The organism is Nocardia sp. NPDC004604, from assembly GCF_040609795.1.
Lineage (GTDB): Bacteria > Actinomycetota > Actinomycetes > Mycobacteriales > Mycobacteriaceae > Nocardia.
Window position 1 is genome coordinate 11,515 of the sequence record NZ_JBEXLC010000043.1, and the last position, 21,534, is coordinate 33,048.

General features: G+C 66.5%; 18 protein-coding genes, 1 pseudogene and 1 riboswitch. Of the genes and pseudogenes, 10 read left to right on the forward strand and 9 right to left on the reverse strand.

The genetic code is table 11. The features are described from left to right. The first annotated feature begins 96 nt into the window (after nt 1-96). From ABZW16_RS17505 to ABZW16_RS17530, 6 genes are read left to right on the forward strand one after another with little or no spacing between them, the layout of a single operon-like run. The gene (locus ABZW16_RS17505; protein ID WP_354956935.1) at nt 97-1,557 is read left to right on the forward strand and encodes an MFS transporter; all 1,461 of its coding nucleotides are present in this window, start codon (nt 97-99) and stop codon (nt 1,555-1,557) included. Then, complete coding sequence (locus ABZW16_RS17510) at nt 1,554-3,116, forward strand: FGGY-family carbohydrate kinase (RefSeq protein WP_354956936.1); 1,563 nt, start codon at nt 1,554-1,556, stop codon at nt 3,114-3,116. The genes ABZW16_RS17505 and ABZW16_RS17510 overlap by 4 nt, the downstream gene beginning before the upstream one ends. Before the next feature lie 29 nt (nt 3,117-3,145). Then, nucleotides 3,146-4,807, forward strand: a complete 1,662-nt coding sequence (locus tag ABZW16_RS17515) for a glycerol-3-phosphate dehydrogenase/oxidase (RefSeq protein WP_354956937.1) — start codon at nt 3,146-3,148, stop codon at nt 4,805-4,807. 2 nt (nt 4,808-4,809) lie between these two features. Then, complete coding sequence (locus tag ABZW16_RS17520; protein ID WP_354956938.1) at nt 4,810-6,333, forward strand: FAD-binding oxidoreductase; 1,524 nt, start codon at nt 4,810-4,812, stop codon at nt 6,331-6,333. 48 nt (nt 6,334-6,381) lie between these two features. Then, nucleotides 6,382-6,963, forward strand: a complete 582-nt coding sequence (locus tag ABZW16_RS17525) for a glycerol-3-phosphate responsive antiterminator (RefSeq protein WP_354956939.1) — start codon at nt 6,382-6,384, stop codon at nt 6,961-6,963. 58 nt (nt 6,964-7,021) lie between these two features. Continuing rightward, entirely contained in the window at nt 7,022-7,324 is a 303-nt protein-coding gene (locus ABZW16_RS17530; RefSeq protein ID WP_354956940.1) for a putative quinol monooxygenase, read from the forward strand. Nucleotides 7,325-7,627: 303 nt separating this feature from the next. On the opposite strand, the gene ABZW16_RS17535 is transcribed toward ABZW16_RS17530, so the two are convergent. From ABZW16_RS17535 to ABZW16_RS17550, 4 genes are all read right to left on the reverse strand, one after another. Further along, on the reverse strand, nt 7,628-8,026 hold the full coding sequence (locus ABZW16_RS17535; protein ID WP_354956941.1) for a cold shock domain-containing protein: 399 nt from the start codon (nt 8,024-8,026) through the stop codon (nt 7,628-7,630). Nucleotides 8,027-8,057: 31 nt separating this feature from the next. Beyond that, nucleotides 8,058-9,158: an SPFH domain-containing protein gene (locus tag ABZW16_RS17540; RefSeq protein WP_354956942.1), complete on the reverse strand. Its 1,101-nt coding sequence runs from the start codon at nt 9,156-9,158 to the stop codon at nt 8,058-8,060. A 42-nt stretch (nt 9,159-9,200) separates the two neighbouring features. Further along, nucleotides 9,201-9,434, reverse strand: a complete 234-nt coding sequence (locus ABZW16_RS17545; protein ID WP_354956943.1) for a hypothetical protein — start codon at nt 9,432-9,434, stop codon at nt 9,201-9,203. Nucleotides 9,435-9,499: 65 nt separating this feature from the next. Next, nucleotides 9,500-10,420 (reverse strand): hypothetical protein, encoded by a 921-nt coding sequence (locus ABZW16_RS17550; protein ID WP_354956944.1) that lies wholly within the window; start codon nt 10,418-10,420, stop codon nt 9,500-9,502. Between the two features lie 152 nt (nt 10,421-10,572). On the opposite strand from ABZW16_RS17550, the gene ABZW16_RS17555 reads away from it, so the two are divergent. Then, nucleotides 10,573-13,509 carry a tetratricopeptide repeat protein gene (locus ABZW16_RS17555; RefSeq protein ID WP_354956945.1) on the forward strand — a complete coding sequence of 979 codons (2,937 nt, stop codon included), beginning with the start codon at nt 10,573-10,575 and terminating at the stop codon, nt 13,507-13,509. Nucleotides 13,510-14,195: 686 nt separating this feature from the next. On the opposite strand, the gene ABZW16_RS17560 is transcribed toward ABZW16_RS17555, so the two are convergent. Further along, nucleotides 14,196-15,020, reverse strand: coding sequence for a MerR family transcriptional regulator (locus ABZW16_RS17560; protein WP_354956946.1), 825 nt, complete (start codon nt 15,018-15,020; stop codon nt 14,196-14,198). A gap of 122 nt (nt 15,021-15,142) precedes the next feature. On the opposite strand from ABZW16_RS17560, the pseudogene ABZW16_RS17565 reads away from it, so the two are divergent. After that, nucleotides 15,143-15,214, forward strand: a pseudogene (locus tag ABZW16_RS17565) (helix-turn-helix domain-containing protein); the annotation flags it as partial. 180 nt (nt 15,215-15,394) lie between these two features. On the opposite strand, the gene ABZW16_RS17570 reads toward ABZW16_RS17565, so the two are convergent. Genes ABZW16_RS17570 through ABZW16_RS17580 form a run of 3 tightly spaced genes read right to left on the reverse strand, consistent with a single transcriptional unit; the run spans nt 15,395 to nt 19,210 of the window. Beyond that, the gene (locus ABZW16_RS17570; RefSeq protein WP_354956947.1) at nt 15,395-16,723 is read right to left on the reverse strand and encodes a nitrate/sulfonate/bicarbonate ABC transporter ATP-binding protein; all 1,329 of its coding nucleotides are present in this window, start codon (nt 16,721-16,723) and stop codon (nt 15,395-15,397) included. A gap of 34 nt (nt 16,724-16,757) precedes the next feature. Then, nucleotides 16,758-18,494, reverse strand: coding sequence for an ABC transporter permease subunit (locus tag ABZW16_RS17575; protein ID WP_354956948.1), 1,737 nt, complete (start codon nt 18,492-18,494; stop codon nt 16,758-16,760). Then, on the reverse strand, nt 18,491-19,210 hold the full coding sequence (locus ABZW16_RS17580) for an MgtC/SapB family protein (RefSeq protein WP_354956949.1): 720 nt from the start codon (nt 19,208-19,210) through the stop codon (nt 18,491-18,493). The genes ABZW16_RS17575 and ABZW16_RS17580 overlap by 4 nt, the downstream gene beginning before the upstream one ends. Nucleotides 19,211-19,441: 231 nt before the next feature. Then, a riboswitch (M-box (ykoK) riboswitch) is annotated at nt 19,442-19,613 on the reverse strand. Between the two features lie 94 nt (nt 19,614-19,707). Between ABZW16_RS17580 and ABZW16_RS17585 the strand changes: the two genes are divergently transcribed. Both ABZW16_RS17585 and ABZW16_RS17590 read left to right on the forward strand, forming a co-directional pair. Beyond that, nucleotides 19,708-20,445 (forward strand): helix-turn-helix transcriptional regulator, encoded by a 738-nt coding sequence (locus tag ABZW16_RS17585; protein ID WP_354956950.1) that lies wholly within the window; start codon nt 19,708-19,710, stop codon nt 20,443-20,445. 94 nt (nt 20,446-20,539) lie between these two features. Next, complete coding sequence (locus ABZW16_RS17590) at nt 20,540-20,911, forward strand: DUF3703 domain-containing protein (protein WP_354956951.1); 372 nt, start codon at nt 20,540-20,542, stop codon at nt 20,909-20,911. On the opposite strand, the gene ABZW16_RS17595 is transcribed toward ABZW16_RS17590, so the two are convergent. Then, nucleotides 20,905-21,525: a TetR/AcrR family transcriptional regulator gene (locus ABZW16_RS17595; protein ID WP_354956952.1), complete on the reverse strand. Its 621-nt coding sequence runs from the start codon at nt 21,523-21,525 to the stop codon at nt 20,905-20,907. The two genes, ABZW16_RS17590 and ABZW16_RS17595, sit on opposite strands and share 7 nt — an antisense overlap. Between the last annotated feature and the right edge of the window lie 9 nt (nt 21,526-21,534).

Sequence of the window (21,534 nt, forward strand, 5' to 3'; positions counted from 1 at the left end):
GGTAAGAATGGAGACCTCCTGTTGGAGGCTTCAGTCTGCCCTTTTTTGCGGTATAGCCTGCGACAGAACGGTCTCCCGGCAGAGAGGCCGGGCATCGTGTCCAACAAAGTACTTCGTGGCGTTCACGACGTCGTGTCCTATATCGACGAACAACCTCGGATCGCGGGCCGCGCAGGCGTCATCTGGTGGCTGGCTCTCGGCGGGCTGTTCCTCGATGCGTTCGCCAACTCGGCGCTGAGCGCGGGACTCGGCCCCATGACGCGGGATATGCACCTCGGCGCCACCCAGGTAGCGGTTCTGACGTCATTCGCATCGTGGGTTGCCGTCGCCTTCAATCCGCTCGGTGGCTGGATGGCGGATCGGTCGGGCCGAGTGCGGCCGCTGATCCTGGCGAAGTTCCTGTCGGTCGTCGGCGCGGCCTGTTGCGCCTTTGCACCCAGCTTCGAGGTTGTGCTCATAGGGCGGTTCTTCGTCGGCGCCGCCTATGGGATCGACTTCGCGATTGCGATGGCGCTGCTGGCCGAATTCACTCCGGCACGCTTCAAGAGTCGGTTGAACACGTGGCAGGGCATCTGGTACACCGCGGTCTGCAGCAACCTGATTCTGACGATCGGGTTCTACAATCTCGGTGTCGGCGACGCGATCTGGCGGTACGCGGTCGGCTCGGCGGGTGTGGTGGCGCTGGCGCTGCTGGTCGCACAGGCGCGGTACATGGTCGAGAGCCCCATGTGGGCTGCCCGCAAGGGACGCCTGGAACAGGCGGCCGAGTCGATGACCAAGATCTACGGCGAGGAATTCACGGCGGCGCCGGCGCGCGATCGGACCCCGATTCGCAACCGGGCCGATCGGGGATTGGCGAACGTGGCCCTGATATTCCGGGGGATCTATCTGCGCCGCACGATCTTGGCGGGCACCGTGCAGATGGGGCAGTCCATTCAGTATTTTGCCGTCGGATGGTACTTGCCGATTATCGGCCTTGCGCTCTTCGGGCAGAGCTTTACCGTGGCGACCATCGGTGCGCTCGTCTTCAATGTGTTCGGAATTATCGGCGGTTTCCTGTCCCCGAAGATCGGCGAGCGGCTCGGGTTGCGTCGAGCGTCCGCGCTCGGGTTCGGCGCAGTATTCGTCATGCTGGTGGTTTTGGGTATCTGGCATGCGCATCTACCGCTGGTGCTCGGCTTCCTCATCCCGTCGTTGTTCATCCTGTTCCACTCGGCAGGCCCAGGGGCCAATGGCAAGACACTGTCCTCACTCTCGTTCCGCTCTGAACTGCGCGCCGGGGCCAACGGAGTGATCGGCGCGATCGGAAGCGCCAGCGCCGCACTCGGACTGCTGATCTTCCCGATCCTGCGCTCGCACCTGGGGCTCGGACCGACGTTCCTCATCCTCTCCGTGGCTCCGCTGCTCGCGTGCATCGTGTGCTGCGTGATCACGTGGGATCCGACCCGAGCCGCACTCAGCCCTGACGAAGAGCAGGACGCACCCAGGTTCGCCCGATCCGAGGACTACGAGCCGGGCGCCGACGGCGCGGCCGTGCAGAACGGGGTTCGAGTATGAGTTCGACCGCCATTCTCGCAATCGACGAGGGGACAACGGGAACCCGCGCGGCCTGGGTCACCGCCGACGGCATCGTGCACGATCTGGAATACCGTCGGCTCGCAGTATCGACACCGCGATTCGGTGTGGTCGAACAAGACGCCGGCGAGATTCTGGAAAAGACATTCGAGGTGTGCAGAACTGCTGCCGCCCGCGCAGCGGCGGCCGGTGTGAGTATCGCAGCGGTGGCGCTGGCCACCCAGCGGGCGACGGCTGTGCTGTGGGACACCGCTACCGGGCGAGCTCTGGCTCCCGCGATGGTCTGGCAGGACTGCCGACACGCGGACGAACTCGCGGCCCTCGGCCCGGAGTGGGACCGCGCGTTGATGGCCGAGGTGGGCCGCCCGACCGGCGTGCGGTCGCCCTACCTGTGGGCCGCGCACAAGGTGCGCGAAGACCCTGGGGTGGCACAAGCCCATCGGGCGGGTCGGCTCGGATTCGGAACCATCGAGACCTGGCTGCTGTGGAATCTCGCGGTCGAGCGCACCTACGCGGCTACCGCCACCAATGTCACCTCGGCCGGGGGATACGTGCTGGCCGAGCACGCCTACCACCGGGACTGGATCGCCGCGCTCGGATTCCCGCTCGAGCTCTTGCCGGAGCTGCGGCAAGACGCGGACTTCCTGGGGCACACCGACCCGGCCAAAATCGGGGTCTCGGCCCCCATCCTCGCGGCCATGGGCGACCAGCACGCCGGTGCGGTCGGCCTCGGCTGTCGGGAGCAGGGGCAGGCGATGTGCGTGCACGGCACGGGCAGCTTCGTGGACCTGATCACCGGAACCGAGCCGCCCGTCCGGTCCGTGCTCCGTCCCGGGACGCTCACGGTGACCGGGTGGCGCAGAAAACAGGAGACCGTCTATGCGGTCGAGACGTTCACCGCCACCTCGGGATCCGCCCTCGACTGGGTGTGCAACACGCTGGGCTGGTTCGATTCCGCGCAGTCGATCAGCAAGCTCGCGGCCTCGACCACCACGTCGAATGGGATCGTGTTTGTTCCCGCGTTGGCGGGGATTCGGACACCGATGGTGGAATCACGGGTCAGGGCGTCGCTGACCGGGTTCTCCATGTCGAGCACGCGCGCGGAGGTGGCGTACGCGGTTCTGGAGGGTATCGCGCAATCCGTGGCTGACTCCGCGGAGGCCAACGCGGAGGTCGCGGGGCTCGACGTGACGCACATCGTGGTCGGCGGCGGCTTGTCGTCGAGCGATCCGCTCATCCAGATGCAGGCCGACCTGACCGGGATTGCGATGCGACGCCTGCCGGACTCCGGTGTGGCAAGTCTTCGGGGGGCCGCGTTCATGGCCGGTGCCGACGGACTGCTGTGGAATTCGCTGGCCGAGGCGGCGTCCACGCTCGCTGCCGCGGAGGTCTTCGAACCGAGGGTCGCCGACGACTGTCGACGCCGCCGACGGGCCGCGTGGAAGGCGCGGATAGCCGCAGAACTCGAGCTCGTCGAATCCGGGGGCGCACCGCTGCAATCTGCCAACGACCCTGTCCACAAACAACTTTCGGAGGGATGAACACCATGGTTTCGCTACGTTCGGTAGCTATGCCCGCGCGCCGGCCGGCGTCGGCGCGGGCGCGGATGGTCTCGGATTCGCCGTTGCGGCTCGATCGCGCCGAACAGCTTGCCCGCCTCGATGGCGGGGACTTCGACATCATCGTCGTCGGTGGCGGGGTCACCGGCGCCTACACGGCGATGGATGCGGCGCTGCGTGGATTTCGGGTGGCGCTGCTGGAGAAGGACGACTTCGCCTCGGGCACGTCATCGAAGTCCTCCAAGATGATCCACGGCGGACTGCGCTACATCGAGCAGGGCAATCTGTCGTTGGTGCGGCATTCACTGCTCGAGCGGCAGCGCCTGCGGAAGAACGCGCGACACCTGGTGCAGCGACTGCCGTTCCTGTTCCCGGTGCTCTCGCACAACGGGGTGTTCGACCGCCGCCTCGCAGCGGGTTTCGAGAGCCTGTTGTGGACCTACGATCTGGCCGGTGGCTGGCGCGAGGGGATCTTGCACCAGAAACTGACCAAGAACGAAGTGCTGTCGCACTGCCCAACTTTCAAGGCCGAGCACCTCGACAGCGGCTTTCTGTACTACGACGCGCGCGCCGATGACGCGCGGTTGACGCTGGCCCTGGCCCGCACCGCGGCGTTCCATGGCGCCACCGTCCTCAACGGAGCCCGGGTCGCCGAGGTGACCCGCCGCGGCGGCAAGGTCAGCGGCGTCGTCGCCGAGGTGGGCAGCAGACAGGTCCGGGCCCGCGCCGGCGTCGTCGTGCTCGCGACCGGCGTGTGGCTGCGTGATTGGAGCGGGGCGGGCCCGGACGTCGAGGTCCCCAACATTCGCCCGGCCAAGGGGGTGCACATCGCGGTGCCCTGGTCGAAGATCCGCAACGACTGCACCGTGACCATCCCGGTCCCGGGCCGCAGCCGTCGCGCCACCATCACCCGTTGGGGCAACACGGCTTACCTCGGGACCACGGACGAGGACTACCGCGGCGACCTCGACGACGTCAACTGCACCCGCGAGGAACGCGACTTCCTGCTCGACGGTGCCCGGACCGCCCTCAATATCGACATCGAGCCGGAGGACGTGCTGGGCAGTATCGCGGGCTGCCGGCCGCTGGTGGCGCCCCCGGGCGGAAAGACGGTGGAACTCAAGCGAAACCATGAGATCCGCACCGATCCCGACGGCCTGGTCACGGTGGTGGGCGGGAAGCTGACCACCGCTCGCCACATGGCGGAGCAGACCGTCGACGCGGCACAGGCCGTACTCGGGCGAAGCAGCCGCTGCCGCACCAAGTCGGCGTACCTGCTCGGCGCCGCCGGTTACGATCCGGAGGCGATCGTCGCATCCGGGGGGATCGCCTCCCACCTCGGGGAACGCTACGGCACCGAGGCCCGTTTCGTCACCGACATTCTTGCCGAGGACCCCGGCCTCGGCCGCCCGATTGTCGACGGCCTCCCCTATCTGGAGGCCGAGGTCGTCTACGCGGCACGGCATGAGCTGGCCCGCAGCGTCGACGACATCCTCTCGCGTCGGACGCGGGCGCGGATCATGGCCCGCGATGCCTCGGCCGCCTCGGCTGAGCGGGTCGGCGAGCTGCTGATGAAGGAGCTCGACCTCCCACGCTCGGAGGTGGCCGACCAGGTCGCCCATTACCGACTGCAGACCGCACACGAACGCGCAATCCTGATGGGAGACAAGTAGACATGATCAGCAAGGAAGCACTGAAGCGCGGATACAACCGGGGCAATTACACGGTGGGCGCACCGTCCCAGCCGCACTTCGCGCAGCACGTTGGCCCGGTCGACGGGGAACCCTGCTTCGCCGATGACCCGGTGTCGGTTCCGGGGGCCGTCATCGAGGCCCTGACCGCAGTCGCCGACCGAGTCGATACCGAGCCGGCGGCGGTGCGGGAGGGCACCCGGGACTGGTGGGCCGGCACAATGATCGCCGAGACCGGCGGCCGCCCAGCCACACCGCCGGCGGTAATAGTGCATGTGTCGAGCGCCGAACAGGTGCAGCGGGTGATCCGGATAGCCGCTGCCGCAACGATTCCCGTGACGGTCTCGGCCGGCCGCAGCAATGTCACCGGCGCGGCCCTCCCCGTCCGCGGCGGCATCGTATTGGATGTGTGCGGACTGAACCGGTTCCTCGGCTTCGACGAGCAGAGCCAGATCGTCGAGGTCGAGCCCGGCATGTTCGGCGATCTTTTCGAGGAGAAGATCCAATCCGAGTACGGGATGACGATGGGGCACTGGCCCTCCTCGTACGCGATCAGCACCGTCGGCGGATGGGTGGCCTGTCGCGGCGCCGGCCAGCTCTCGACCCGGTACGGGAAGATCGAGGATATGGTCTACGGGCTGGATGTGGTCCTGCCGAACGGGGAGCTCGTCAGCGTCGGCGACAGCGCCCGTGCCGCGGTCGGTCCAGACCTGTTGCAGCTGTTCATCGGCTCTGAGGGAACCCTCGGTGTGATCACCAAGATCCGACTCGAGGTGCACCGGCTGCCGGACTACGCGTTGGCGCAGGCCTATGGTTTCCAGAGTTTCGCCGAGGGGCTCGAGGCCTGTCGCCAGATCGTCCAGCAGGGCGCGACCCCGGCCGCGCTGCGCCTTTACGACACTCTCGAGAGCGGGGTGCAGTTCGGCCTGCCCGACACCAATGTGCTGCTGATCGCCGACGAGGGCAGCCGGGAGCTGGTCGACGCCACAATGCAGATCAGCCGTCGGGTCTGCGCCGAGACCGGGACCGAACTCGACGGAAACGCGATCTACGAGCGTTGGCTCGACACCAGGTATCTGACCGGCAAGAGCGCCGAGGGCTTCACCCGCAGCGCCGGGTTCGTCGCCGACACCCTGGAGATGATCGGCAAGTGGAAGGACCTGCCGGCGATCTACCACGAGGTCGTCGCCGCGATTGCCGCCGTGCCCGGCACGCTGGCCGGCTCGGCGCACCAGTCCCACGCCTACGTCGACGGCGCGTGCCTGTATTTCTCGCTGCGCGGCAGCGTAGAGGTCGCGGATCGAGCGGCCTGGTACCGGTCTGCATGGGATGCGGCCAACGAGGTGATCCTCCGGCATGGAGCCACGCTCAGTCATCACCACGGCGTCGGACTGCTGCGCTCGCCGTACCTGGAGCGGTCGCTGGGCGCCGGGTTCGAGGTGCTCCGGGCGGTCAAGTCCGCGCTCGACCCCGAGAATTTGCTCAACCCGGGCAAACTGGGTCTCTAGGTACCGTCAGTTGAGCCGAATGGTTCGCAGGAAAGGATGTCGAAGCCGATGCCCCCACTACCCGGCGAACTCGACCTGTGGCTGACCCGGAACCCGGTGATCGCCGCGGTGTTCGGCGCCGAGTCGGTCCCGGCGTTCCTACGGTCCGAATGCCGGGTGAACATCCTCGCGCACGTGGCTCTGCACGAGTTGGCGGGCCTGGTCCGGGCGCTATCGGAGGCTGGTCGGTTCACCTTCGTCAACGCCGATGCCTGCTCCGGGCTCGGGCAGGACCGTGGTGCCGTGGAGTACCTGCAGTCGATCGGTGCGCCCGGCGTCGTCAGTACCAAGGGCGCGCTGATCCAGCGCACGACGGCAGCGGGGATGGTGACCATGCAGAAGGTCTTCGTCACGGATCGGTCCAACCTGCCGCGCGCCATCAACTCCGTGCGGCAGAACCGACCGCACCTGGTGCAGGCGATGCCCTGGCCGGTGCTCTCCCATCTCCGGCCGCCGGAGATCGAAGGACTCAGCCCGTTCGTCGCCGCCGGGTTCGTGCGCAGCGCCGCCGATGTGTCGGCTGCGCTGCGCGAGGGTGCGCGCGCCGTCTCGACCAGTGCGGCGTCGTTGTGGGATGCGGCGGGCCGCTGATGCCGGGCCGGCGGCGCCGCCGGCCCGGCACAACCACCACATTTCATCAAGGAGCAGCATGACCGCGAAGTACTTCCAGGTGATCGCGCACTACCGGGCGCGGCCGGAGTCCGTCGACGCCGTGATCCGGCACTTGCACGAGCTGGCAGCAGCCAGCCGCAACGAGGCGGCCAACCTCTCCTACGAATTCTTCCAGGAGGTGGACGACCCCGCACACATCGTGATCCTCGAGCGGTACACCGACGCCGCCGGATTCGCGGCGCATCGCGACCAGGAGCATTTCCAGCGCATCGGGCTGGGACAGATCATCCCCCGGCTCGACAGCCGCACCGTCGACACCTTCGTAAGCGCAGAGCCGTAAGCGGGCTGGACCTACGGCCGCCGGGGTGCACGTCGGGCTTCCCTATCTGCCGCAATGGTATTGGGAACAGATCGAGTCCCCGGACCGAACTCGCTGTGGAACTGCGCCGTCGGGGCAAAGACCAGATCGCCGATCCGGTGGAGGCGGAAGTCCTCGGCTCGATGTTCCTCGGCGCCGTCGGCTTCCTCGCGGAGGTGGCCGACGGCGCGTCCGAGTTGTCCCAGTCATCGAGGCGGTGGGCGACCCACGGGCGGCAGGGATGCTCGCCGCGCTCACCGCAGGTGGGAGGCGGAGGAGTGGAGCTCAGTCGAGCCAACCGTGCTGATCGGCGAAGGCGGTGAGACGGTCGCGGATGGTGAGGATCTCACCGGCGGTGAGGGCCGGGCTCGCATCCAGTAGCAGTTCGGTGATCAGGCGTTTGTGTTCGGTGGCGGTGAGCTGGCTGGATCCGGATCTGTCTTTTTTGTGCCGAGTAGCGGGTGGGATCGGCTGGCCCCCGACAACGGCGAGATTGATCGCCTTGGGCCCACGATCGCCCTCGGTCACATCGAATTCGAACACCCGCCCCTGGCGCAGCTCGTCCTCGTCCAGTCCGATGTCGTTCACATGTACGAACACATCCGGGCCACCATCATCGGGCCGAATGAACCCGAATCCCCGCGAACTGTCGAACGACACCAATTTCCCGATGGACACCAACACCCGCTCCTCGCGCCGTCTCTACCCGGCCACTTTAACGCGCATTATCCTCGTCGTTGGATGAAAGCGCTTTTTGTAACGAGTTGAATACAGTGAGGCCCTGGCCCACCATTCCGTTGACCAATTCGCCGACACCGTCCGGTCCGTTCAGCACCGTCAAGTTGGCGTTTGCCAGCCCGTTGGATGCCTGCTTGACGATTTCGGGCAGCTGCTCGATCAACAACTGGTCCAAGGCGATCCGGTTGTTGGAGGCCGCCGCCTCGGCCTGGATCCGGGTCCGGGCCGCCTCGGCCTCGGCCAGGATGCGCACCCGTTCCGCTTCGGCCAGTGCGGGTTTCACGACTTCGGCCTGCAGTTGCTGCTCGCGCAGTTCGGCTTCCTTGCGGGCCTGTTCGGCCTGTGCGGTGAGCACTTCTTGCAACGCCATGGCCTCGGCGAGCGGCCCGGCCTGCGCCGCTTCGGCATTGGCCTTGTCGATATCCTGCTGATATTGGGCCCGCAGAATGGCGGTCTCGCGCTGATATTCGGCCTGTCGGCGCAGCGATTCCTGTTCGGCCTCTGCAGCGTGCTGCGCGGCCTGCGATTGCGCGATCTGCGCATCGCGCTGCACCGCCGCGTTGTGCGGTGCGGCGAGTGCGGTGATGTACCCGAGATTGCCGTCATCGATGGACTGGATTTGGAACGAATCAACCCATAGGCCGATATTGCTCATCTCCACCTTGGAGGCGACCAGCACCTCATCGGCCAGCCGCTGGCGCTCGCGGATGATCTCCTCGACCGTCATCGAGCCGACGATCGAGCGCAGATGTCCGGAGAAGATGCGTCCGGTCAGCACCGACATCTCCCGCTCCTGTTCGGACAGGAAGCGTTGGGCCGCATTGACAATCGACTGGGTGTCATTGGCCACCTTGAACGCGATCACCGCGCGCACCTCGAGCTGGATGGCCTGTTTGGTGACGCACCGCTCCTTGATCTCGGCCTCGAACATCGCCAGCGACAGATAGCTCACTTTGCGGAAGAACGGCATCACCCATTTGCCGCGCCCGATGACCACGCCGAATGGCGCGTTGTCCTTGCTCGTGCCGCCGCTGACCAGCATTGCCTCGTCAGGATCCGGAACGTGATAACCCAGCACTGCGCCTCCCAGTTTCGTACTTCGTAGATCGCGGTCGCGATGTCACATTTGCTCGGTCTGCACGGGCTCCAGCGGAATCCAGGGCACCACGTCGACGATGCGGCCCGGATGCACCGCGATGATCAGGACAGATTCCCCTGCCGAGATGGGCTCGGCCGCCCGCGCGATATATATCTCTGTGCCCCCACGAATCGCAACCAATACTTCGCCGAGCATTCCGGTGTCCCGGATCGGCGAGATGAGCGTACCCGTCAAACCTTGCACGGGGTCGGTCATCGCGGTGAACTCCTCGCACTCGGTGCCAGAGTTGTCAGCGTACGCGCGATCGGGGATTCCTCTGGTTACGAGAGGGACTCGGCGATGATGCGCCCGACCGATTTCTTGGTCAGATAGTGCGCGGCATCGTGCGGACTCGCACCATTGTCGAGTTCGGGATGTGTTGTCGGCACCACGTCGCGACCGGGAGCGGGTGGAAAATACGGTGCGAGGTCCAGATGCGCCGCGACGATATCGTCGCGATCGGCCAAATTCTCCCAGCGGGTGAGCGCGGCGGGGACGGTGGGCGGCTGCGGTCGCAATAGCGGATAGATGATGGACCGCAGCGCCAGTGGCGAACCGAGGGTGATCAGCGCGACGGGCTGCTGGGTGCGATGCAGCGCCTCGTAGGCGACGACCGAACCGAGCGAATGCCCGATGACCAGTCGGGTCTGCGGACCGATCAGATCGAGTACCTGCCGCTGCGCGTGCTCGCGCACCGCCTCTTCGGACAGATACCGGCTGACCTGGTCCAACGACCGATTGACGAACTTGCCCGCCATGCCGAAACCGAAGGGCGCGAACCACTTCAGCTTGGTCAGCGCATTCGCCGCGGGCCTGGCCTTGCGGCCGATGCCCTGCGCGCCCTCGGCGCCGAGCATCGAATTGTCCAGGTAGCGCTGTGCTTCGAGCCGATCACGCTGATCGGCTGCCTGTCCGGCCGCCGTCGCCAACCAGGCCTCGGCGATCCGCTCGGTGAGTTCGGCATCCTCATTGCCGATGGGGCCGCCACCGCCTTGTGCGCCGGGAGCCAGAAAAGCATTGCCGTAGAACGCCATTCGAACCTCGAGTGCGTCCGGCCGCGATGCCCGCCACAGCTGGTCCGCCAGTTCGCCGTATCCGGCCGTGCGGACACCCGCCGCCAGCGCCGGAAGCCACTGCGCCTCCAAGAGATCCGCACCGTACTGCTCCTGTGCGATCCCGTGCACCAACACTATCGCTGCCATCTTCGCGCCCCCGTGTCGCTCGCCACGATGTGGTGTTCGGGTACTTTCCTACCACGCGCGGCCGAACCTTTCGAGCGACCGGCAAACAGTTGCCGCGACCGGTGTCGGGCGAGGGTCGTTGGGGAGTCGATGGTGGGAATGGTGGTGCTGGTATGGGAGGAAGGTTCGCCCTTGTTATCGGATCCGAATGCCGGGCGCTGGGGGAACTGGGATTCACCGGGGAGCTGGCAACGGGGCTGTACGGGAGTCTGACCCGATCCGGTGGGTGGCGGGCGGCCACGGCGGAATCCGGGCCGGTACTGAATCCTACGGTGGCGCAACTGGTTACGGCGGTGGACGAGGCCTTCGAGGCGGCGGCGCGGGAGCAGGCGACACTATTGATCGGCTTCGTCGGGCACGGCACCGCGACGAGCGCGGAGGATTTCTTTCTGCTCGGCCATGATTCGCCCGCGGTGCCGAACTCGCATACGGCATTCCATCTGACCCAGGAGATTCGGGAGCGGTTGAACCAGTCGGCGCTGGACGGGCTGGTGGTATTGGTCGACGCATGTGAGACCGAACAGGGTGTGCTCGGCGCGGCCCGTCGCTGGACCGATCTGCTGTCGCGGGCGGCGGGCCGGATGGAGTTGCTGGTCGCCGCCGGAGAAGGACCGGCGTACGCCGGATGTTTCACCCGAACTCTGTTGTCCACCTTCGAAGTCGGACTGCCCGCGCGCGGGGAGAATCTGCTGCCGTCGGATCTCCTTGATCCGATCGCCGCCGCGTGCACCCGTCAGCAGCCCGAACATCTGTCGTTCACCTCGGGCACCGTATCCGCCGCCGAGGGCGGTGATCCCGGCCTGTGGCTGGTGCCGAATATCGCCCGCCGCCGCGATGCCGTAACCGGCCGTCCGGCAGCGGGTTTCGTCGATCACCTCACCCGCAGGCTGTTGCTGACCCCGGCCGTGCGCGAGACGCTCGACGATATCGTCGGCTCCGGCAGCTACCGGTTGCGCGGTGTGATCGGACCGCCCGGTGTCGGCAAATCGACCCTGCTGGCAATGCTCATCCGGCCGAGTCTGGTCGACACACTGCCGCTCGCGCCCGAATACATCACGGCCGCGGTGTTCCTGACGGTCAACAGTTCCATCGAGGCGGTCGCCGTGGAACTGTCCGCACAGCTGAGCACCCGTCTGCCCGGATTTCGTGCCGCGGTCGCGGCCGCGCGGGGGCTGGCCCGACACGGCGCCGCGGAGTTCGATGTCTTCGATATCGAGGTGCGGCAACCGCTGGCGGATTTGGGCGGATGGGGTGGCCGGGTCACCATCGTCGTGGACGGACTGAACGAACCGGAGGAGGGGACGCGGCGGCTGCTCGTCGCCGCCGTCGCGGCTATGACCCGGCGTCCGGAGCTTGTGCATGTCCGGGTGATCGTCGGGATCCGGGCGGGCCTCGGCTTCGAAGACGATCCGGATCTCGCGCATATGCACCGGATCGTGGTGGCCGAGCCGGTGGCCGAGGATATCGCCGCCATTGTGGAATCGGCCGGATATGAGCGCGCTGCCGTCGACGAGCAGGAATGGGTTGGCTGGATCGATGCACGGCTGGCCGAAACACCGACGGCGCGTGCGGATTCCCCGCCAGCCGCGGCGGGCTGGCTATTGGCCGGGCTGCTGGCCGAAGTCGCCACGGAGGTCACCGATCGGGTGGTCGCGGAGGATATCGGCGTCGACGGTCTGGTCGCACTGCGGGTCGCGGCGGCCGTGCGGTCCGCCGCGGGTGACGAACCGAATATCGCGCCGAATACCACCGATGCCTGGGCGATCGGCGCGCTGCTCGGTGTGCTCGTCGCGGCGGGGGTAGGACCGGTACTGCCGCTGGAACTGCTGGACGCGGCCATGCGCGAACTCGGGGCCGATGCGAGTATCGCCGGAATCCGTGATCTCACAGCGGGTTTGGGTGTGCTGGTGATCCGGAGTCTGCCGGGCACCGACGATGAATCGCTCGGCATAACCCACGCCGCCTTGATGCCGGGGCTCGCCGATGAATGCGACCGGCTCGGCGTACACAGCGACGATGCGCACCGGGCGGTGATCGCGGCCATCGAAGCGGGCACCAGCGATCGGGTATCCGCATATGCCCGCGGCTCGGCGGTCCGCCACTACCTGGCCTATGGCGATGCGGCCGCCGCCTTCGGCTATCTCGAATCATTGGAAACCACACGCGTGGTGGACAATCGGGATCTCTGGGCGGCCTGGCTGCCGAGCTTCACCGCCGCCATGGGACCCGATCATCGCGTCACGCTGCTGGTGCGCAACCATCTCGCGAATTGCCGAGGCCGCAGTGGCGACGTCGCCGCCGCCGTCGCCGAACTGGAGGAGCTGGCCCGCGACCAGACTCGGATACTCGGCGCCGATGACCTCGATACCGTCACCACCCGCTATGACATCGCCGACTGGCGTGGACATATCGGCCAATTGGAGCGGGCCGTCGCCGAATTCGAACGACTCGTCATCGATCACACCCGCATCCTCGGCACCGACCACCCCTGGACGCTGCGCGCCCGAAACAGCCTGGCCTACTGGCGCAGTGAACGCGGCAGCCTGCGCCGTGCGGTCATCGAGTTCGAACTGCTGATCGCCGATCAGGAACGCATTCTCGGTCCGGTCGATCCGCAAACCCTGCGCACCCGACTGCATCTCGCGCGTTCCCGTGCCATGGCCGGTGAACTGGTCCGCGCCTTCACCGAATTCGAGCTGCTGCTCGTCGACCAGATCCGCATCCTCGGCCCGGATGATACCCAGACCCTGCGGACCCGCATCAGCATGGCGCGCTGGCGCCGGGAAAGCGGCGAGACAACCAGGGCCATTACCGAATACGCGACCCTACTGACCGATCAGTTGCGCATTCTCGGACCGGATCATCCGGACACCCTGCACACGCGCAACTGTCTGGCGGGCTGTCACGGTGAGGCGGGCGATATCGGCGCGGCCATCGCCGAATACGAGCCGCTGCTAGCCGATCAGATCCGTGTCCTGGGCCGCGACCATCCGCACACCCTGCTCACGCGCAGCAACCTGGAGTATTGGCGGGCTCGATCCGGCGGGTAGCGGGGCGCTTTGGCGTTACGGGGTCTCGTTACCCGGTCGGTACTCGCCCAAGTCGGCGTTGGCTACCGGATCGCGGTGGCCGACGGAGTCTGTGACGTGCAACAGTTCCGCACGCGCAAAGAATCTGGGCTGCGAGATCTGGCGGCCGGTCGGTCCACGGCGGCGAGCGCATCATCGACAGTGTGGCGCTCACCGACGGTGCGGTGCTGTGCGGGGTCCTCGCAGTAATCGGACGAAAAACAACGACAATGGCTTGACCAGCTGAGATAGCGCGCTCCTGGTTTGTCCTGCGGGGCATCGTGATTGGTGCTCGGCTTGGCTGCCGATGAGGTTGGTCGGCGTGCTGGAGGTTGGGTTTCGTGGCGATGCAGGTGTTCGCGGCCGAGGGGTTGGCGCGGCTGCGCGAGTTCCCGGATATCAGCCGCGTGGAGTTGTTCCGGCACTTCAGTTCACTCCGGCTGACATCGCTTTCTGACGCCGGGCTGCGGGCGTGGCCCGCCGGAGCGGCTGGGTTTGTCGGTGGCGTTGTGCGCGCTGGTTGGGCTCGCCTATTCAACTGTCGGCCAGTTCCCCGCAAGGCCCAGGTCGCATGGTGACCGTAGGTGATCTGCGGGAGCGTTCCGGGGCCCGGTTAGCGCCGGGTTGGGCAAGCCAGCTTGACGGTGGCGACATGGCAGCAGCCGAGGTCAGGTCGTGACGATTGGTGCCTGCAGCTCGGCCACCGACTCGTCCGGATTCTCCGAGGAGTTGAGCGTGACCTCCCGCGCATGCCCGTCGAACCGGTAGCCGTGCGCATCGACCCAGCGGACGAGCAGCTGGCTGGTGCTCAGAAAGCTGTGCGTCATGCCGCGGTGCACGATCGTGGCGGCGCGTTCCACCGGGGGCAGTGAGACGATCTGGAGGTCCGCGTCCTCGGTGACTCCCGCCGGGACAGGGAGGCCGACGTGCACGACGATCCCGTAGTCGCCTTCGTCAGGGGTCTCGAAGTAGACGGTGCGGGGGCCGGTCGGAGCGACTCCGGCCGAGTTGAGCCGTCGGCGCAGCTCGTCGAAGAGTCGGCCGATAAGCGGGCCGGTCTCGTCAGGGCTGAAGCTCGTGGCCGTTGCGCTCAGCTCAGCCAGGCGGACCGCGGGCAGTTGCCTGATGACGACGTCTTCCTGGGGCATGGAACCCTCATTCTCGATCGACCGGAGCCTCGCCTCGACCTGGGCCAGGCCCGACGCCGCCTCCGCCAGGGCCGCTTCCAGCTCGGCGCGTCGCAGTCGCAACATCCCACGCAACTCTTCGGTGCTGATGTCCTCGTCGAGGATCCTCTGCACCTGCTGCAGTGTGAAGCCGAGGTCCTTCAGCGCGACGATCCGGTTGAGCCGGGACAGCTGCGCCGCCTCGTAGAAGCGGTAGCTGCTGGACTGGTCCACGTGCGCGGGGCGCAGTAGACCGATGGCGTCGTAGTGCCTGAGCATGCGGATAGAAACGCGTCCATGCCTGGCGAAGTCTCCGATGGTGAACATGACTCTTTCGAGTGTTGACCCTCACACGGTGGCAGGGTCAAGTACTGGGGGCTCGGGTGACAGAGTAAGCGCTCGAGGCCCGCGAGACGTACGACGAACGTGACCACGGCAACCGCAAATACACCGTCGCCCAGATCGTCGAAACCTTCGGCGTCTCTCGCAAAACCATCTACCGCCACCTCGAACCCGCCTGACCGCAACGGCCGCGTGCGACTCGAGCCAGCCACAACACTCCAGGGCCATCACCGCTGGTCAAGCCATTGTCGTTGTTTTTCGTCCGATTACTACCGGAACCCCCGCGCATCGGCGGGTTCGAATTGGTCTTCGCTCCGGTGCAGTAGTGAAAGAGCCAGTGCCGCAGCATATTCGACGCATCATGCCGACCGCGATGTGAAGATCTGTGCGGCCGGGTCGGCGGTGATCCGATCGGAATCGGTGTCGTAGTTGTACAACTCGGCGTAGCGACCCCAGTCGATGGCGATATCCAATTGGCGGCGTGCGTCTTCTGGACCGAAGCCGCGGCGCAGCAGATCCAGAATGAATCCGGCGCGCAGGGTGCCATCGCGACTGCCCGCCAGCCCCTTGCAGATGGTGCGCACCAGCGGCGCGCGGTGCCGGGCCTGATCGGCGAAGATCCGCTTGCTCTCCTGGATATCGGCGGTGGTGAACCGGCTGCCGATATCGGTGAGCAGGACATCACCGGACTCGACCGTGCTGAAGCCGAGCATGGTCGCGGCGTCGACGAGGGGGAGCAGGTCATCGATTTCGAAGTTGAGCTCATCGGCGACAGCGGGCAGGTCCGCGCGACCGCTATTGGCGTAGACGAGTTCCACCAGACCGGCGAGACCGCCGACCGAGGCATCGGGCAATGGGCGCGCGGTGGGTGTTGCGATATCCGGTGCTGGCACGGCGGGTTCGGTCTCGCGTCCGGTGAGCAGGCCGTAGATCTCCTCGACCAGCGTCTCGAAACCCGCGGTGCGCCGATCGCGGGGACGCGGCTGGGGCACCGAGATTTCGGTGATGATGCGCCCCGGATTGGCGCCGAGCACGACGACGCGGTCGGCGAGCAGCACCGCCTCTTCGATATTGTGGGTGACGATGCAGACCGATTTGGTAGGGAAATCGTCAGTGGCCCAAAGGTTTACGAGTTCAGTGCGCAGGTTTTCCGCGGTCAGCACGTCCAGGGCCGAGAAGGGTTCGTCCATCAGCAGCAGGTCGGGTTCGAGGACCAGGGCTCTGGCGAACCCGACGCGTTGGCGCATACCACCGGAAAGTTCCTTGGGATAGGCGGTTTCGAACCCGTCCAGACCGATCATATCGATGGCAGCCAGCGCCCGCCTGTGGCGCTCGGCCGGAGCCACATCGCGGGCGGCGAGCCCGAGTTCCACATTGTCCTGCACCGTGAGCCATGGCATTAGCGCGAAGGACTGGAAGACCAGTGCCGCACCGGGATTGGCGCCATTGAGTTCGCGGCCCCGGTACCGAACGCGGCCGCTGGTCGGTGCGATGAGTCCGGCGATGATACGCAGCAGCGTCGACTTGCCCGAACCGGAACGGCCGAGCAGTGCGACGATCTCACCGCTGTACAGCCGCAGATCGATGCCGTCCAGTACGCGCAGCTCATCACCTGCGGCGCCGGTGAAGTACTTGCTGACACCCGAGATATCCAGCAGCACTTCGCCGGTGCTGGTCGACGTGGTCATGATCGAGCTCCTGTCGGGTCGAGCGGGCGAGAGGTCACAGCGAATACCGCCGTTCGGCAAGGGCGTACAGTCGCCGCCAGAACAGCCGGTTGATGCCGACGACGTAGATGCTCATGACCAGCACACCGATCAGGATGCGCGGTGAATCGCCGACTTCGGTCGCCTGTTTGATATACGAACCGAGCCCGGCCGCGAACAGTGTGGTCGATCCGTACTGCACCATCTCGGCGACGATCGACGCGTTCCATGCCCCGCCCGCCGCGGTGATCGCGCCGGTCACATAGCTCGGGAAGATGGCGGGCAGGATCAGCCTGCGCCACCAGAGTGCCCGTGGCAGTTGCAGATTCGCGGCCGCCTCGCGCAGGTCGTTAGGGACCGCACTGGCTCCGGCGATGACATTGAACAGGATGTACCACTGAGCGCCGAGCGCCATCAGAATGGTGCCCGCCCAGTTCAGGCTCGCACCGCTCCACACGAGCACGGCCGTGAAGAGCGGGAACAGGAAGTTGGCCGGGAAGCTGGCGAGCACCTGCACGATCGGCTGGGCGATCCGGGACACCTTGGGGTTGAGGCCGATCCAGACACCGATCGGCACCCAGACCGCGGTCGCGATGACGAGCAGCACGATGACGCGCAACAGGGTGAGCAAGCCCAAGCCGAACGCGTGCGCCACCTCGCCGAAACCCGCGGTGGATTCGATGTAATCGACCACCCGATACCCGCCGTAGGTGATCGCGGCCAGCACCACCGCCGCGAATACCACATCACCGGCCCGGCGTCGGGAAACCGAAGTGTGCAGCGGATATTCGGCCAGCCCCAAGCTGCTCATCGCCCGATCCAGCGGTGCGACAAGCGGTCCGAAGACCCGGCCGAACAGCCCTGGAATTTGCGAACGCCGCAGCAGATTCAACACGATGCTGCGCGGCGCCTCGGCGGCCTCGGAGTCTTCGACCCGGAAGCGCTCGGCCCAGGCCACCAATGGCCGCCAGAAGAAGAAGTTCACCCCGACGACCATGGCGATCATGACGCCGATGGCGGTGAACACCTTTCCGAGCTGGCTGTCCGCGGTCGCGGTCGCCACATATGAGCCGATGCCGGGCAGGGCGTACTGGCGGTTGTTCACGCTGATCGCCTCGGCGGCGACCAGGAAGAACCATCCGCCGCCGAAACTCATCATGCCGTTCCAGACCAGCGGGATCATGCCGCTGGGCACATCGACGCGCCAGAACCGTTGCCAGCGTGACAATCTCAGATTCCGCGACGCCTCATCCAGCTCGCGCGGCTGCGATACCAGGCTGTGGTAGAACGCGAAGGTCATATTCCACGCCTGCGAGGTGAAGATCGCGAAAATGGCGGCGGCTTCCAGACCCAGTTCCGATCCCGGGAACAGGGCGATGAACCCGGAGACGGTGATGGACAGGAATCCGAGAATCGGCACCGACTGGAGTATGTCGAGCGCGGGCAGCAATACCGCACGGGTGCGCCGTAGCCGCGCCGCGGCGGTTGCGTACCCGAAGGTGAAGACAATGGACAGCGCGAGCGCGGCGAACATCCGAAGCAGTGATCGGGCCGCGTAGTACGGCAGCTCGTGCGCATCGGTGGATACCGTTGCCGGAGCGGTTGTTTCGTCGAACGGTACCGCAATTGTCGTCGAGATCCGCACGACTGCCCAGATCAACACCGCCGCACCGACGAACACCAGCACATCGGCCGCCCGACTGCGTGGCCGATCGAGAGCGTCCCGCGAGGGGTAGGCGCGCAATATGGTCATGCCCGCGCCTCCTCCGCCGAGTCGTCGACCGAGATATGCCAGCCGACGCTGGTGACCGACGGTTCCAGGCTGAGCCTGCTCACCGCCGATTCCATCTGGCGGTCATCGCGCTGATCGCCGGTCAGTTCGGCGCGGACCTCCACCCGGCCGGACGTATCGGTATTTGCGCTGGCCACCGAGACGAGCCGGAAGTCGGTGCGGGTCAGGGCCTGTACGAGCAGCGCCCGCACATGGGCCTCCTGCTCGTCGTTGGTCACCGCGACGAAGACATAGGACGCGAGTTGTTCAGCGGCGGCATCGGGCTGACGGTCCACCGCACGTCCGGCGGCCCGCAGCGCGATGTTGACCAGCATGACCGCGATCGTGCCCGCGGCCGCGGTGGTGAACATGCCCGCACCGGCGAGCGCGCCGACCGCGGCTGAACACCACAGTGTCGCAGCGGTATTGAGCCCGCGCACATTCAAACCGTCGCGGATGATCACACCGGCGCCGAGGAAACCGATGCCGGAGACGATCTGCGCGGCCACCCGGGTCGGGTCGGCGTCACCGCCGTGAAAGCCGTGCGCCGACAGCAGCACGAATAGCGTCGCGCCCGCGGCGACGAGCGCATTGGTGCGCAGCCCCGCCATCCTGGCCCGGTACTGCCGTTCGAATCCGATCACCGCGCCGAAACCGACACCGGCCAGCAATCGCAGGATCATCTCTACCGTTGACATCACGCCTCCCTGATCAGGTCGAGCGCACCATCGAACAGCAGGCTACGGGCTCATCCCGTGGTGGATTCCGCCGTGGAGGTGTCGCCGAGTGAATATTTGGCTAATCGGGGTTCGGGACTATCACTGCCGGTCATCCGGCCCACCTCCTTCCACCGATCCGGCGCACGGCAGAGCCGAGCGCGGTACGTCATCGTCACGGAGCCTGCAGGGAACCCGGCGAATATGCCGGTGAGTACCCCTCCTCGTAAGACCTTTGGCACTTCACGGCGTGAACCCGAGCACGTCGGGAGCCAATCGGGGTCACCCCTTAAGCCGGGGAGACCTGTCCTGACCCGGGGCGTCTCTCGACGTTCGGGGTCGCTGGCCTATATCCGTGAAGGAGCCTCAGCGAACGATCGGCACCTTGCGTCCGCTAGTAAACACCCGCCCGGCTCATCTGGCAAATGCGGCGACCGAGCCCACCGCGCTGTCAGCGGCGATGGTGGAGACTGTCGGGCATGAGTGACGACGATCGGTGCTGGGCGGGGACGGCGTTGCTACGGCCCGGGATGTTGGCGGTCACCGGTGAACTCGGCACTTCCGGTCTGCATGCGCACCATTCGGTCCACGTGATCTTGTCGTCGGCGGACATCGTGCTGGAAGACGCGACAGGGGACCGTTTGGCATGCCGTGCGGCCGTAATTCCGCCCGATGTTCCGCACGCGATCGTGCAGGGCGCCGCGGCGGGATATCTGTGCCATCTGGACTCGGAATCGACGATGGGCGTGCGGTTGGCCCGGCTCGTAGACCCCGCCGACAGCGTGGTCGGTTGGTCACGGGCGGCCACCGAATTGTCCACGGCGGCAGGCTGGTTTCGAGGAATACTCGATCCGGGGCTACCACCGGAGGACTCGGTTCGCCATCCCGCGATCACCCGGGTCCTCGCACTCCTTCCGGATCGACTCGACGGCGGGTCCGTGCGGACGGCGGAGTTGGCACGTGCGGTCGGACTGTCCGAAAGCCGTCTGCTGCACCTGTTCACGGCCGAGGTGGGACTTCCGTTCCGGTCCTACGTTCGCTGGCTGCGGATGCAGTGCGCCGTGGAACTGGTCGCGACCGGCTGCACTTTGACCGAGGCCGCACACGGTGCCGGATTCGCCGACAGCTCGCATCTGAATCGGGTGTGCCGAAGCGTATTCGGCGGTGCTCCGTCGGAATTCGCTCGCCTGCACTGGATCACCGAATTTCCCGGCTGAGCATATGCGCAGCAGGTTTGTACAAGCCGACCGAGGTCCGCGCGCGGGAATCTGGCAGCGCACACATCACCCATGGAGGACAACCTTGTCACCGATGCCGCCCAGCGTCCGCGCTGCCTTCGAGGCCGAACTCGACCGCGCTCACACCGCCACCGACGTCGATGCCATGTGGCACGCCCTGGAACGTGCCCACATCCTGTCGCAGGCGTGGGCCTGGCCGCATACTCGCGCGCACTGGCACATGCTGCGGCTCGCCGTGCGCTGTCGTGACCGGACGGAGGCCCTGGGCCAGATGGTGCGGCTGCTGCTCGCCGGGCTCGGCAGCATGCTCGACCGCGCCCCACTCGGCAACACCGGCCGCACCGCCGTCGGCATCACGACCCGCATGCCGACTCCCGAGGATCTGGCCCGCATCCTGGCAGCGGGGCGAGAGGAGGCCAGCCTTTCGCCGAGCCGCCGTCAATAGATGCTGCGGTAGGCGGCGATGGTCGCCACGCAGTGGTCGATCACCTGTTCCCGCGTGGCGCGCAGCGAGCCGTTCAACCAGGCCGAGAACATGCCCGCATTACCGCTGGCCATGGTGAGGGCGGCCAATCTGCGCCGCACCGGATCCTCGATATGGGCGAAGAGATGATCCTGCATGAGCCGGGTGAAGACCGGCATTACCGCGATGGTGGTCTGGCCGAGGCCGGTGCTCGAATACGGCTCGACCAGGAACAGCCGCGACTTGCGCGGATCGGCGAGCACCTTGTCGACCAGGATCTCGGACAGTTCTCGGTCGCGGGAGGGATCCGCGGCCGCGAACGCGGTCATCGGCTCCAGGAATTCGTCGGCGACCTGGCGATAGAGCACGTCCAGCAGTTCGTCGCGGCTGGCGAAGCTCTCGTAGAAGTACCGGTCGGTGAGATTGGCGCGCCGACATACCGCGCGCATGGTGACCCCGCTCGCACCGGATTCGCCGATCAGATCGAGCGCGGCCTCGAGCAGTGCGGCGCGGCGGGTCTCCCTGCGCTCGGTGAGCGTGGTTCCACCCCAGATCCGGGGACCGGCATCGTCGTCTGATTCCTGGCCTGTCTGCACCCGCCCACA